12 protein-coding genes and 2 pseudogenes are annotated in these 12974 nt (G+C 72.4%); 9 read left to right on the forward strand and 5 right to left on the reverse strand.

Features of this window, described 5'->3' with window-relative positions; all coding sequences use genetic code 11:
- Window positions 1-374 (reverse strand): annotated as a pseudogene (locus EAD96_RS26955) (hypothetical protein); the annotation flags it as partial.
- Window positions 375-501: 127 nt separating this feature from the next.
- On the opposite strand from EAD96_RS26955, the gene metG reads away from it, so the two are divergent.
- On the forward strand, window positions 502-2304 hold the full coding sequence (gene metG / locus EAD96_RS26960; RefSeq protein ID WP_121686225.1) for a methionine--tRNA ligase: 1803 nt from the start codon (window positions 502-504) through the stop codon (window positions 2302-2304).
- 57 nt (window positions 2305-2361) lie between these two features.
- Here metG and EAD96_RS26965 read toward each other — a convergent pair whose 3' ends face one another.
- The gene (locus EAD96_RS26965; RefSeq protein WP_121686214.1) at window positions 2362-3213 is read right to left on the reverse strand and encodes an alpha/beta fold hydrolase; all 852 of its coding nucleotides are present in this window, start codon (window positions 3211-3213) and stop codon (window positions 2362-2364) included.
- 61 nt (window positions 3214-3274) lie between these two features.
- A complete protein-coding gene (locus EAD96_RS26970) occupies window positions 3275-4519 on the reverse strand; it encodes a hypothetical protein (protein ID WP_121686215.1) in 1245 nt (414 codons plus the stop codon).
- Window positions 4520-4600: 81 nt separating this feature from the next.
- Between EAD96_RS26970 and EAD96_RS26975 the strand changes: the two genes are divergently transcribed.
- The 6 genes from EAD96_RS26975 to EAD96_RS27000 all read left to right on the forward strand — a co-directional run bounded on the left by EAD96_RS26975 (window position 4601) and on the right by EAD96_RS27000 (window position 10433).
- Entirely contained in the window at window positions 4601-5503 is a 903-nt protein-coding gene (locus tag EAD96_RS26975; RefSeq protein ID WP_121686216.1) for a TatD family hydrolase, read from the forward strand.
- A gap of 13 nt (window positions 5504-5516) precedes the next feature.
- Window positions 5517-6386 (forward strand): 16S rRNA (adenine(1518)-N(6)/adenine(1519)-N(6))-dimethyltransferase RsmA, encoded by an 870-nt coding sequence (gene rsmA / locus EAD96_RS26980; RefSeq protein ID WP_121686217.1) that lies wholly within the window; start codon window positions 5517-5519, stop codon window positions 6384-6386.
- Between the two features lie 86 nt (window positions 6387-6472).
- Complete coding sequence (locus EAD96_RS26985) at window positions 6473-7426, forward strand: 4-(cytidine 5'-diphospho)-2-C-methyl-D-erythritol kinase (RefSeq protein WP_121686218.1); 954 nt, start codon at window positions 6473-6475, stop codon at window positions 7424-7426.
- 65 nt (window positions 7427-7491) lie between these two features.
- Window positions 7492-9291, forward strand: coding sequence for an ABC-F family ATP-binding cassette domain-containing protein (locus EAD96_RS26990; RefSeq protein ID WP_121686219.1), 1800 nt, complete (start codon window positions 7492-7494; stop codon window positions 9289-9291).
- 97 nt (window positions 9292-9388) lie between these two features.
- Window positions 9389-9844: a DUF4383 domain-containing protein gene (locus EAD96_RS26995; RefSeq protein WP_121686220.1), complete on the forward strand. Its 456-nt coding sequence runs from the start codon at window positions 9389-9391 to the stop codon at window positions 9842-9844.
- Between the two features lie 115 nt (window positions 9845-9959).
- Window positions 9960-10433 (forward strand): DUF4383 domain-containing protein, encoded by a 474-nt coding sequence (locus tag EAD96_RS27000; RefSeq protein ID WP_121686221.1) that lies wholly within the window; start codon window positions 9960-9962, stop codon window positions 10431-10433.
- 34 nt (window positions 10434-10467) lie between these two features.
- On the opposite strand, the gene EAD96_RS27005 is transcribed toward EAD96_RS27000, so the two are convergent.
- On the reverse strand, window positions 10468-11094 hold the full coding sequence (locus EAD96_RS27005) for a TetR/AcrR family transcriptional regulator (RefSeq protein ID WP_121686222.1): 627 nt from the start codon (window positions 11092-11094) through the stop codon (window positions 10468-10470).
- A gap of 107 nt (window positions 11095-11201) precedes the next feature.
- On the opposite strand from EAD96_RS27005, the gene EAD96_RS27010 reads away from it, so the two are divergent.
- Window positions 11202-11660, forward strand: coding sequence for an ester cyclase (locus EAD96_RS27010; protein WP_121686223.1), 459 nt, complete (start codon window positions 11202-11204; stop codon window positions 11658-11660).
- Between the two features lie 34 nt (window positions 11661-11694).
- Here the strand turns inward: EAD96_RS27010 and EAD96_RS27015 are convergent, their stop codons facing one another.
- Window positions 11695-12360, reverse strand: a complete 666-nt coding sequence (locus EAD96_RS27015) for a TetR/AcrR family transcriptional regulator (RefSeq protein ID WP_121686224.1) — start codon at window positions 12358-12360, stop codon at window positions 11695-11697.
- Between the two features lie 72 nt (window positions 12361-12432).
- Between EAD96_RS27015 and EAD96_RS27020 the strand changes: the two are divergent.
- Window positions 12433-12974 (forward strand): annotated as a pseudogene (locus EAD96_RS27020) (helix-turn-helix domain-containing protein); the annotation flags it as partial.

Raw genomic sequence — 12974 nt, forward strand, 5'->3', positions numbered from 1 at the left:
CACCGGTTCCAGGCCCACGGGGTGCGGGTCAGCGGCGTGACCGGGCGGGCGCGTTCCGGCCGGGCGGGCGGCCGGCCGGGACGTGGGCGGGGCTCGTCACGCAGCGGCGTGCCGTCCCAGTGCACCTCCTCGATCGGCGCCCAGCCGCCGGACGTGGCGGCCTCGCGCTGCCAGCGCGGCTGGCGCACCGGCACCCGGTTCGGCACCGCGTCGACCGGTGCGCCGGTGGTCGGCTCCACCTCCACCGGCGGGTCCGCCGGGTCGAGCCGGGGCTGTGGGGCGACGGGCCCGCCGGGCGGCGTGGGCCGCGCCGCCCGCCGGGTGGCGGCCGCCGACGGCTCGGGCGCCGCTGGTCTGCTGGTCACGATGTTCATTTCACACCGGTACGTCCGGCTTGTCGGGCAGCTCACGCCGCGTGTCGGCGACAAATCGGACGTACGGTCGGAGCGCACACCCCATTGGTTCGCGGCGCGCCCACGGCAATCACTAGGCTTGCTGCTCATGAGTCACGTTCTCGCCGCGGTCGCCTGGCCCTACGCCAACGGCCCGCGCCACATCGGCCACGTATCCGGATTCGGCGTTCCCTCCGACGTCTTCTCCCGGTACATGCGGATGGCCGGTCACGACGTGCTCATGGTCTCCGGCACCGACGAACACGGCACCCCGATCCAGGTGCAGGCCGACGCCGAGGGGGTCACCCCGCGCGAGCTGGCCGACCGCTACAACCGGGTGATCGCCGAGGACCTGCGGGCGCTCGGCCTGTCGTACGACCTGTTCACCCGCACCACCACGCGCAACCACTACGCGGTGGTGCAGGAGCTGTTCACCGGCCTGTACCGCAACGGCTACATCGTCCCGAAGGTCACCACCGGGGCGATCTCCCCGTCCACCGGCCGGACGCTGCCCGACCGCTACATCGAGGGCACCTGCCCGATCTGCGGCTACGACAGCGCACGCGGCGACCAGTGCGACAACTGCGGCAACCAGCTCGACCCGATCGACCTGATCGACCCCAAGTCGAAGATCAACGGGGAGGCGCCGGAGTTCGTCGAGACCGAGCACTTCTTCCTCGACCTGCCCGCCCTGGCCGACGCGCTGCGGCAGTGGCTGGACACCCGCGAGGGCTGGCGCCCGAACGTGCTGCGGTTCTCCCGCAACCTCCTCGACGACCTCCAGCCCCGGGCCATCACCCGCGACCTGGAGTGGGGCGTGCCGATCCCGCTCGACGACTGGCGCGACCGCCCGGACAAGCGGATCTACGTCTGGTTCGACGCGGTCATCGGTTACCTGTCCGCGTCCATCGAGTGGGCCCGCCGCACCGGCGACCCGGAGGCCTGGCGCAAGTGGTGGTCCGCCGACGGCGAGGGGAAGGACGCCGTCTCGTACTACTTCATGGGCAAGGACAACATCGTCTTCCACTCGGTGATCTGGCCGGCGCTGCTCGGTGGCTACTCCGGTGCGGGCGCCCGCGACGGCGAGCCGGGCGAGCTGGGCCGGCTCAACCTGCCCACCGAGGTCGTCTCCAGCGAATACCTGACCATGGAGGGGCGGAAGTTCTCCTCCTCCCGCAAGGTGGTCATCTACGTCCGGGACTTCCTGGAGCGCTACGACGCCGACGCGCTGCGCTACTTCATCGCGGTGGCCGGGCCGGAGAGCAACGACACCGACTTCACCTGGGCCGAGTTCCTGCGCCGCAACAACGACGAGCTGGTCGCCGGCTGGGGCAACCTGGTCAACCGCTCGGTGTCGATGGCGGCGAAGAACTTCGGCGCGATCCCGCCGGTCGACCCGGCCGGGCTCACCGAGGCCGACCAGGCGCTGCTGGACACCGCGAAGGCCGGCTTCGCCACCGTCGGCGACCTGATCGCCCGGCACCGGCAGAAGCAGGCCATCGGCGAGGCCATGAAGGTCGTCGCCGAGGCCAACAAGTACCTCTCCGAGCAGGCGCCGTGGAAGCTCAAGGGCGAGGACGACAAGCCCCGCATGGGCACCATCCTGCACGTCGCGCTCCAGGTCGTCAGCGACGCCAACACGCTGCTGACCCCGTTCCTGCCGCACTCCGCGCAGAAGATCCACGAGCTGCTCGGCGGCACCGGCGTGCACGCGCCGATGCCGGTGATCGAGGAGGTCGACGACCTCGACGGCGGGCCGTCGTACCCGGTGCTGACCGGTGACTACACGGTCGGGGCGCGTTGGGAGTCCGTACCCCTGGAGGTGGGCCGGCCGCTCGCGGCGCCGAAGCCGGTGTTCCGCAAGCTCGACCCGTCCATCGTCGAGGAGGAGCTGGCCCGCCTGGCCGGCTGACCACGCACGCGTGACCGCGGCCCCGGGGAGACCCCGGGGCCGCGGTCGTCCGCCAGGTCAGGCGGTCGCCATGCTCGGCTTGCCGATGAACTCCATGATGGCCTTGTTGACCTCGGTGGGATGGGTCCACGGCGTGCCGTGCGGCGCACCCTTCAGCGTGACCAGCTTGGCGTCGGACAGCATGTTCACCAGCCGCTGGCCCGTCACCGGGTACGGCAGCACGTTGTCCTTGTCGCCCTGGATGATCAGCACCGGCACGTCGATGTTCGGCAGGTCACCGCGGAAGTCGGTCTGCCAGGCGTCCACCGAGTCGTGGGTGCCCTTGGCCGACGCCTGCGCGCCGATCTGCCAGTGCGCGTGGTACGCCTCGTCGCTGACCAGCTTCCCCCGGTTCTCGCTGGCGTTGAAGAACGCGTCGCAGAACTGGGTCAGGTAGGCGAACCGGTCCTGGATGATCGCCTTCTGGAACCCCTCGAACGTGCTCTTGTCGACGCCCTCCGGGTCCTCGGGCGCCTTCAGCAGGTACGGCGCCAACGGGGCCATCATGACCGCGCGGTCCACCCGGTCCGACCCGTACGCGCCCAGGTAGCGGGTCACCTCACCGGTGCCCATGGAGTGCCCGACCAGGATGGCGTTGCGCAGGTCCAGCTCGGTCATCAGCACGTCCAGGTCGGCGGCGAACGTGTCGTAGTCGTAGCCGCTGGCCGGCTGGGCGGAGTTGCCGAACCCTCGCCGGTCGTACGTGATCACCCGGTATCCGGCGTTCAGCAGCGGACCGCTCATCTTCTCCCAGGTCGCCCCGTTGAACGGGAAACCGTGGATCAGCACGATCGGCTGACCGGAACCGTGATCCTCGTAGTACAGGTCGATGGGTGCGGAGTTCTCCGTACCGACGGTGACGAAAGGCATGTCGGGATTCCCCCTCGCGCGGGTTTCTCGGACCCCCCACGCCTTCCCGACCTGCCCCCGTCTATTCGTGGCGGGCCGGATAGGGCAGGTCCACCACCCGGTCGTCGGTCAGCTCTCCGCCGGGCGCCCAGACCTCGTACACGCCGCGTTCCAGACACTGCGCGCCGGTCGCGGCCACCGCGTCCGGATCCGGGCGGCGCAGCCGCAACCGCAGCCAGCCGCCCTCCTCCCGCAGCACCAGGCACGGCACGCCGCGCCACACCGCTGTGCGGACCCGCCGGGCCGCCGCGTCCACCGGGTACCGGGCCGCCCGGGTCATCGCCAGCACCCGGAACCCGCCCGGCTGGTCGGCCACCGCCTCGTACTCCGATCCGGCGTACGTGCCGACGAGCCGGGTGGAGCGCGGCGCGTCGCCGGTCGGCACGTACTCCTGGTCGGCGGCCAGACCGGGCACCGCGGCGAGCAGGTGCCGCCACTGCGGCCCGGCCAGGCGCAGCCAGCCCCGCTGCTCCGCCTGGTAGGTGTAGAGCACCACCTCCACCCCCTCGGCCGGGTAGGCCAGCAGCGTGGCGTTCGCCGGCATCGGCAGGTCGGCGAACTCCCGGGTGACGAACTCCGGTACGAGCTGCGCGCTGCTCGGCACGAACCCGGTACCCAGCACCGGCGGCCCCAGCCGGTCCCGGGGCGGCAACGCCGTCAGCCCTCGGTGCGCCTCACCCACCGGCACGTCGTAGTCGGCCGGATCGGCGGCCCGCCAGCGCAGCGCGTACGCCACGTCGCCGCCCTCCGAGTCGCCCCGCAGCACCGCCATCCCGGCCGGTGTCCGCAGGTGCGCCACGTCGTGCTCCCGGTAGCAGAAGCCGTGCGGCAGCCACCCGCGCACGTACCCGGCGAGCTGCCGGGCCGAGAGCACCTTCACCATCCGGGTGCCGGGCCGGATCACCGCCGACTCCCGCACCGCGGCGAGCGTCGGATCGGCCGCCGCGCCCGGCTGCTGGCTGAGCCGGTGCACGTACGCCCAGCCCCGGTCCCGGTGCAATGGCACCAGCAGCGGCGCGTCCGTGTCGTCGCCCGGCCCGGCGCCCCCGTGCACCGCGTCCACCTCGGTCGCGTGCACGAACCGGCGCCACGGACAGCCGCTGCCGGGCCGGGGGCACCACTCGAACCCGGGCGCCTCGTCGGCGCTGAACAACTCGTACGCCGCGCCCCGGGCGATCTCCTCGGCCGGGTGCACCCGGCCGCCGTACGTCACGCGCAACCCGGCCCGGTCGGAGGCGGGCCCGCCGGCCTGGTCGGTGACGGTCACTCCGGGACGCTAAGCCCGCCAGATGTGGGGCACGTGAACAGCCGGTGGCGGTCCGGGAACGCCGCACCGGGCCGGTGTGTGATGCTGGCCGCGATGACCGAGCAGACCGAGACCCGCAAGCAGCGCGCCGCCCGCCGGGCCGGGGAGTTCCCGCCCGCCCCCGAGCCGCTGCCCGTACCCGTGCTGGACAGCCACACCCACCTCGACATCACCGTCGGCGAGTTCGGCACGCCTCCCGGCGGCGCCCCCGGCGACGACCCGGTGGCCGCCGCGATCGACGTCGCCGCCCGGGCCGGCGTGGACCGGCTCGTCCAGGTCGGCGTGGACGTCGACTCGTCCCGGTGGAGCGCCGACGTCGCCGACAAGTACGCCCCGGTGCTCGCCACAGTCGCGCTGCACCCGAACGAGGTGCCCCGGCTGGCCGACCTGGACGAGGCGCTGCGCGAGATCGAGACGCTCGCCGGGCGGGACCGCGTCCGGGGGGTCGGCGAGACCGGCATGGACTTCTTCCGTACCGGCGACGAGGGGCGGGCCGCGCAGGAGGAGAGCTTCCGGGCGCACATCGCCATCGCCAAGCGGCACGGCAAGGCGCTCGTCATCCACGACCGGGACGCGCACGCCGACGTGCTGCGCATCGTCGACGACGAGGGCGCCCCGGACACCGTGGTCATGCACTGCTTCTCCGGCGACGCCGACTTCGCCCGCGAGTGCGTCCGGCGCGGCTTCCTGCTGAGCTTCGCCGGCACCGTCACGTTCGGCAGCGCCGCCGCGCTGCGCGAGGCCGCCGCCGTCACCCCGCCCGCGCAGATCCTCGTCGAGACCGACGCGCCCTACCTCACCCCGATGCCGTACCGGGGACGGCCCAACGCGTCGTACCTGATCCCGCTGACGGTCCGCTTCCTGGCCGAGACCACCGGCACCGACCTGGACGAACTCTGCGCCACCATCTCCGCGACCGGCGACCGCGCGTTCGGGCCGTGGTGAGAGGATGCCCGGCGTGACCGGACTCCTCGGCCCGGCGGAGATCCGGGAACTCGCCGCGCGCCTCGGCGTCACGCCGACGAAGAAGCTCGGCCAGAACTTCGTGCACGACCCGAACACCGTGCGCCGGATCGTCACCACCGCCGGGCTCACCCCGGACGACGTGGCCCTGGAGGTCGGCCCCGGGCTCGGCTCGCTCACGCTCGCCCTGCTCCCGGTCGCCGCGCACGTGCACGCGGTGGAACTCGACCCGGCGCTCGCCGCCGCGCTGCCGGAGACCGCCGCCCGCTTCGCCGGTACGGCCGCCGAGCGGCTCACCGTCCACCCGGCCGACGCGCTGCGGGTCACCGCCGCCGACCTGGCCGGCCCGGCGCCGACCGCGCTGGTGGCGAACCTGCCCTACAACGTCGCCGTGCCGGTCGTGCTGCACCTGCTCGCCGAACTGCCCACGCTGCGCCACGGCCTGGTGATGGTGCAGAAGGAGGTCGCCGACCGGCTCGTCGCCGGTCCCGGCTCCAAGGTGTACGGCATCCCGTCGGTCAAGCTCGCCTGGTACGCCCGCTCCCGCGCCGCCGGCAAGGTCCCGCCGAACGTGTTCTGGCCGGTGCCCAACGTCGACTCCGGGCTGGTCGCGTTCACCCGGCGCGAACCGCCCCGGCCGGACGTACCCCGGCAGGCCGTCTTCGCGGTCGTCGACGCCGCGTTCGCGCAGCGCCGCAAGACGCTGCGCGCCGCCCTGGCCGGCTGGGCCGGCGGCGCGGACCGGGCCGCCGCCGCGCTCACCGCCGCCGGTGTGGATCCGGGCGCGCGGGGCGAATCGCTCACCGTCGAGCAGTTCGCCGCCATCGCCGCGTCGGCCCCGGACGGCCCCGGCGGCGAGCAGTAGGCTGGCGCCGTTGCCCGACCCCCCGCCGAGGAGCTGACCGTGCCGAAGCCGTTCGACATCCGCCCACGCCCGGTGGAGTCCGCCCGGTGACCGAGGCATGGCGACCGGAGGACGAGGACGGGCAGCGGCGCGGCGCCGGCGGCCCGGTCAAGGTGCGGGTGCCCGCCAAGGTCAACCTGCACCTCGGTGTCGGACCGCTGCGGCGTGACGGCTACCACGAGCTCAACACCGTCTACCACGCGATCTCCATCTACGACGAGCTGACCGCCCGCCGCGGCGACACGCTCACCCTCACCATGGAGGGCGAGGGCGCCGGAGAGCTGGCACTGGACGACACCAACCTGGCGCTGCGCGCCGCGCACGCGCTCGCCGGCTACGCGGGCGTCGCCCCGCACGCCCGGCTGCACCTGCGCAAGCAGATCCCGCTCGCCGGCGGGCTCGCCGGCGGCAGCGCCGACGCCGCCGCCGCGCTGGTGGCTTGCGACACGCTGTGGGGCACCGGACTGTCCCGCGACGAACTGGCCGGCATCGCCGCCGACCTCGGCTCCGACGTGCCGTTCCTCATCCACGGCGGCACCGCGCTCGGCACCGGCCGGGGCGAGGCGGTCAGCCCCGTGCTGGCCCGCCCCACCTCCTGGCACTGGGTGGTGGCGATCGCCGACGGCGGCCTGTCCACCCCGGCCGCGTACCGGGAACTGGACCGGCTGCGCGACGCCGGAGCCGCCGGCACGCCGCTGGGCAGCACCGACGCGCTGCTCGCCGCGCTGCGCCAGCGCGACCCGCGGGTGCTCGCCGCCACGCTCGGCAACGACCTCCAGGACGCCGCGCTGACCATGCGCCCGTCGCTGGCCGAGACGCTCAAGGCCGGCGAGGCGGCCGGCGCGCTCGCCGGCATCGTCTCCGGCTCCGGTCCCACCTGCGTCTTCCTCGCCACCGGCGAGGCCGACGCGGTCCGGATCGCCGCCGAGATCACCGCCGCCGGGGTGTGCCGGGAGGCCCGCGTCGCGCACGGCCCGGTCGCCGGCGCCCGCGTCGTCTGACGCCCCGTACCCTTGACTCAGGCGTCCCGGGCCCCCGGGACGCCTGAGTCGTGAAGGGTGGGTCAGTGGCCAACATCGTCAACCTGGACCGGGTGTCCAAGGGGTACGGCGCCGCCGGGCCGCTGCTCACCGACGTCTCGCTCGGCCTCGACGACGCCGACCGGGTCGGTGTGGTCGGCCTCAACGGCGCCGGCAAGTCGACGCTGCTGCGCCTGCTCACCCGCACCGAGGAACCCGACGACGGCCGCGTCACCCACCGCCGCGACCTGCGGGTGGCCTGGCTGCCGCAGCGCCTCGACCTGGCCCCCGACCTCACCGTGCGGGACGTGGTGCTCGGCACCGCCTGGCTCGGCGAGAGCATGGGCGCCGAGCACGAGTGGGCCGGCGACGCGGGCGTACGCGCCATCCTCGACGGCCTCGGCATGCCCCACCTCGGCCTGGACACCCCGGTCGGCCCGATGTCCGGCGGGGAACGCCGCCGCGTCGCGCTCGCCGCGCTGCTGGTCCGCGACGCCGACCTGCTCGTCCTCGACGAGCCCACCAACCACCTCGACGTCGGCGGCGTCGACTGGCTCGCCCGGCATCTCGTCACCCGCAAGGGCGCGCTCGTCGTGGTCACCCACGACCGCTGGTTCCTCGACGCCGTCTGCACCACCACCTGGGAGGTCGCCGACCAGACCGTCCGGGCGTACGAGGGCGGCTTCGCCGCCTGGACGCTGGCCCGCGTCGAGCGGCAACGCGTCGCCGCCGCCACCGAGGCCCGCCGGCAGAACCTGCTCCGCAAGGAGATCGCCTGGCTGCGCCGGGGCGCGCCGGCACGCACCTCCAAGCCCAAGTTCCGCATCGACGCGGCGAACGCGCTCATCGCCGACGTGCCGGAACCCCGCGACACCATGTCGCTGCAACGGCTCGCCACCGCCCGGCTCGGCAAGCAGGTGTACGACCTCGAACACGTCCGGCTGCACGCCGGCCCGAAGGAGATCCTGCACGACACCACCTGGCAGGTCGGTCCCGGCGACCGGGTGGCCATCCTCGGCCGTAACGGCGCCGGCAAGACCACCCTGCTGCGGATGCTCGCCGGGGTGACCGGCCCCGACGGCGGGCGCTTCACCGCCGGGCAGACCGTCCGGCCGGCGTTCCTGTCCCAGGAACTCGCCGAACTCCCCGGCCACCTGCGCGTGCTGGAAGCTGTCGAGGAGGTGGCCCGGCGGGTGCAGTTCGGCGACCGGGAGATCAGCGCCTCCCAGCTCGCCGAGATCTTCGGCTTCGACGACCGGCGGCTCTGGACCCCGGTGAGCGACCTGTCCGGCGGCGAGCGCCGCCGCCTGCAGATGCTGCGGCTGCTCGCCGGGGAACCCAACGTGCTGCTGCTCGACGAGCCCACCAACGACCTGGACACCGACACGCTCGCCGCGCTGGAGGACCTGCTCGACTCGTGGCCCGGCACGATCGTGGTGGCCAGCCACGACCGCTACCTGATCGAGCGGGTCACCGACGTCGCGTACGGCATGTTCGGTGACGGCCGGCTGGTGCACCTGCCCGGCGGCGTCGACGAGTACCTGGCGCGCGCCGGTGCGGCCGGCGGCCCGGCGCCCGCCGACCTCACCCCGGCCACGGCGGCGCCGGCGCGCGAGGGCATGTCCGCCGCCGAGGTACGCGTCGCGAAGAAGGAACTCAACCGGCTGGAACGGCAGATCGCCAAGCTGGAACAGAAGGAGGCGGGCCTGCACGAGCAGCTCGCCGCGAACGCCACCGACTACGCCCGGGTCGCCGAGCTGGACGCCCAGCTCAAGGAGGTACGGGCCGAGCGGGACCGCACCGAGGAGACCTGGCTGGCTCTCGCCGAGGAGCTTCCGGCCGGCTGACCTGCCGCCGGGGTGGGGGGTGTGCGGCGTCACTGACCGGCGTACGGGACAATCACCGGTGGAACCCTCGTCCGAACGGTCTTTTGGAGACGCAGAGATGGCCCACACCCCCGTCAACCACCCCGCGCGGCCGATCTACCGGGCGATCGGCGGGATCGTTGGTCTGTACTTCGTCGTCTTCGGCGGCCTCGGCATCATCGCCAGCGCCGGCAACGACTTCCTCGCCCAGGACGACACCAAGGTCCTCGGCCAGGGCACCAACATGGCGTTCTCGCTGCTGTCGGTGCTGTTCGGCGTCGTGATCCTGGTGGGCACCGCGATCGGCCGCAACCTCGACGTGGCGATCAACCAGTGGCTGGCCTACACGCTGATGGTGATCGGCCTGGCCGCGCTGGCGTTCCTCCAGACCGACGCCAACATCTTCAACTTCTCGATCATGACCGACGTCGTGGTCCTGACCCTGTCCCTGGTGCTCCTGATGGTCGGCATGTACGGCAAGGTCGGCTCCGACGACGAGCACGAGGCCTGGCAGAAGGCCCGCCTGGTGCTCTGATCCCGCCTCGTACCGAAGGCCCGGCGCGGCGCACCGGGCCTTCGGTGTTTTCCGGACGCGCGCGGACACGTCAGGCGACAATTGCCCCGAATCAGTCACACGGCTGGAGGGCATCATGGCGCACTTCCCGGTGAACCACCCCGCGCGGCCGCTCTACCGGGTGCTGTCCGGGCTCATCGGCCTCTACATCCTGGTCTTCGGCGTCTTCGGCGTCTTCCAGACCTGGGGCGAGGGGCTGTTCGGCCGGGACGGCGACTGGGCGCTCGGCCTGCGCACCAACCTGGCCTTCTCGCTGGTCTCGGTGGTCTTCGGCGCGGTCCTGCTGGTCGGCGCGTCCCGCCGCGACAACCTCGGCCACTACATGAACCTCACCGCCGGGGTGGTCTTCCTGGTCACCGGCATCCTGATGATGTCGGTGCTCCAGACCTCGGCGAACTTCCTCAACTTCTCGATGTCGACTGTCATCGTGTCGCTGCTGTTCGGGCTGGTCCTGCTCGCCACCGGCCTGTACGACAAGGTCGGCACGCCCGAGCACGCCGAGGAGGAACGGCAGCGCCGCTACCACCCCATCGGGGAACGCTCTCGGTGACCGGCGCCCTCGTCGCCACGACGGGCGCCGCGGCTCATTGGAGCGTCGGGCGACCGCCGTCGGCCTGGTCGATCCGCGGGTCGTGGAGCGCGCGAAGCGCGTCGAGTGCGACAGCGGTGAGAACGCCACGGCCGACACCGGCGCGGCCGAGCAACTCCATCCCCCGGGTGACCGCGACGAAGTAGACCGCCAGTGACTGCACGTTCGCGTCCTCCGGGAGATCCCCGTTCTCCCGGGCGTGTTCCAGGCATCCGGCGTAGACCCCGGCGAGCTGCTCGATGCCGGCTTTCGTGACGGTCGAGAGCGGGTCCTCCTCGCCTGTCGACTCGACGAGCGCGCGCGTGGTGAGTGAGACCCGCCGATCGCTGCTGCTGAACTCGATCGCCATGCGGAGCATGTGCCCCCGGATTCGTTCCAGCGGCGAAGCGCCGTCGTGCCCGAGCGCTTCCGAGACGGCGCGCGTCGCCTCCTCCCGATCCTCGGAGAGCGCCCGGAGGAACAGTTCCCGCTTCCCGCCGAAGGCGTTGTAGAGGCTCTGCTTGCCCAGGCCGGTCGCCCGCACCAGGTCGTCGAGGGTCGCGGCGGCGAGGCCGTGCACGGCGAACACCTCGCTGGCGCTGCTGACGACATCGCTCTCGACGAACTTGCGGGGACGGGGCACGGGGGAAGCCTACGTTATTGACCATCCGGTCAAAAACTTGCTAGCGTGGGCGGCGCACATCGACGAGAACTGTTCCCGCGGTGGCACGACAATCGAGGACGGGCCGAATGAAGAGCAACGAAGAGATCGTTCGCGAGGCGTACCGGCTGGCGGAAGGGGATGTCCTCGACGGGCCCGGCTTCCGCGCCCTGTTCACCGAGGACGGAACGTTCAACGACATGCCCAACGGGCTGACATTCCGCGGGGACCAGATTCCGCAGGCGCTGACCGGCTTCGCCGGCGTCTTTCCCGACGTCCACCGCGAACTGCTCGACGTGCATGCTCTCGGTGACGTCGTCGCCGTCGAACTACGAATTCAGGGCACCCACCTCGGCGGTTTCCCCACGCCGGCCGGCGAGATCCCGCCGACCGGCAACCGGATCGACGTGCCGACCGCTGATCTCTGGCATCTGCGGGACGGAAAGATCGAAAGGTTCGACTGCTACAACGCGGCGAACGTGCTGCTCGCCCAGATCGGTGCCGGCCCCGACTTCGACTCGGCGATCGCGGCCGCCGCGGGGGCGTAGTGCCATCACCGCACCGCACGGCCGAGGATCCGGCTCACGTCCCGATCGGCCCCGGCTTCGAGGCCAGGTGCGACAACCCGTTCCAGGCCAGATTCACCAGGTGCGCCGCCACCGTCTCCTTGCGCGGCTTGCGCACCTCCAGCCACCAGCGGCCGGTCAGCGCCACCATGCCCACCAGCGCCTGCGAGTAGAGCTCCGCCAGCTTCGGGTCGTACCCCCGGATGGAGAACTCGCCCGCCAGGATGTGCTCCACCTGGTGCGCCACGTCGTTCATCACGCTGCTGAAGTTGCCCGTCGCGGACATCAGCGGGGACTCCCGGACCAGCACCCGGAAGCCGCTGGTCTCCTCCTCGATGTAGGTCAGCAACGTCAACGCGGCCTGCTCCAGCAACTCCCTCGGATGACCTGCGGTCAGCGCCGTGGTGATCCGGTCCAGCAGCGAGCGGACCTCCCGGTCCACCACCACCGCGTAGAGCCCCTCCTTCCCGCCGAAGTGCTCGTAGACCACCGGCTTGGAGACCTTGGCGCGCGCCGCGATCTCCTCGATCGAGGTCGCGTCGAAACCCTTCTCGGCGAAGATCTGCCGGGCGATCGAGATCAACTGCTCGCGCCGCTGCGTCGCGGACATCCGTACCCGGGAGGGCTTCGTCGCCGGCACGGGCCGCCGACGGGTGCGGTCGTTGCCGGAAACGTCGGTCACCCGTCCATCCTGCCAGGCGCGACGCTCGCGGTCAGACCGACCGCTGTCGTACGCACGTTCTAATCTGCGCCGGTGACCGTCGGAGATGAGTCCGGTACCCGTCCGCCCTCTTATCGGGGCTGGAAGCCGGAACTGCACGCCCGGGCGCTGGCTCTACGACGAGCCGGCTGTCCGGTGGGGGAGATCGCGGAGGCGCTCGACGTCTCGAAGTCCACGGCATACCTGTGGACGCGGCACCTGCCGCTGGATCCGGAGTTGGTGCGCCGGCGGCGGCGGATCGCCCAGCAGGCGCGTGCCGACGCACAGTGGAGCGCGCACCGGACGGCGCGGGACGCGGCCCGGGCCGAGGTGGTGGCCGATTCGGCGGGCTGGGTGGGGCGGCTCGACCGGCGCGAGCTGTTGCTGATCGGGGCGGCCATCTACTGGTGTGAAGGCGGCAAGGCGAAGCCCTGGCGTCCGAACGACTGCAGGATCAAATTCGTCAACAGCGACCCGCTGCTCGTGATGCTCTTTCTGCGCTTCCTGGACGCCGTCGAGGTGCCGGTCGAGGACCGGAGGTTCCGGGTGAGCATCCACGAGACGGCAGACGACGTGGCGGCGGTGCGGTGGCGGGC

This window comes from Micromonospora sp. BL1, assembly GCF_003667485.1.
In the GTDB taxonomy this organism is placed as follows: Bacteria; Actinomycetota; Actinomycetes; order Mycobacteriales; family Micromonosporaceae; genus Micromonospora; species Micromonospora tulbaghiae.

Excerpts from the sequence above, each read along its gene's own strand:
- metG (WP_121686225.1), top strand. The coding sequence starts at position 502 with ATGAGTCACGTTCTCGCCGCGGTCGCCTGGCCCTACGCCAACGGCCCG.
- EAD96_RS26965 (WP_121686214.1), bottom strand. The coding sequence starts at position 3,213 with ATGCCTTTCGTCACCGTCGGTACGGAGAACTCCGCACCCATCGACCTG.
- EAD96_RS26975 (WP_121686216.1), top strand. The coding sequence starts at position 4,601 with ATGCTGGCCGCGATGACCGAGCAGACCGAGACCCGCAAGCAGCGCGCC.
- EAD96_RS26995 (WP_121686220.1), top strand. The coding sequence starts at position 9,389 with ATGGCCCACACCCCCGTCAACCACCCCGCGCGGCCGATCTACCGGGCG.
- EAD96_RS27000 (WP_121686221.1), top strand. The coding sequence starts at position 9,960 with ATGGCGCACTTCCCGGTGAACCACCCCGCGCGGCCGCTCTACCGGGTG.
- EAD96_RS27010 (WP_121686223.1), top strand. The coding sequence starts at position 11,202 with ATGAAGAGCAACGAAGAGATCGTTCGCGAGGCGTACCGGCTGGCGGAA.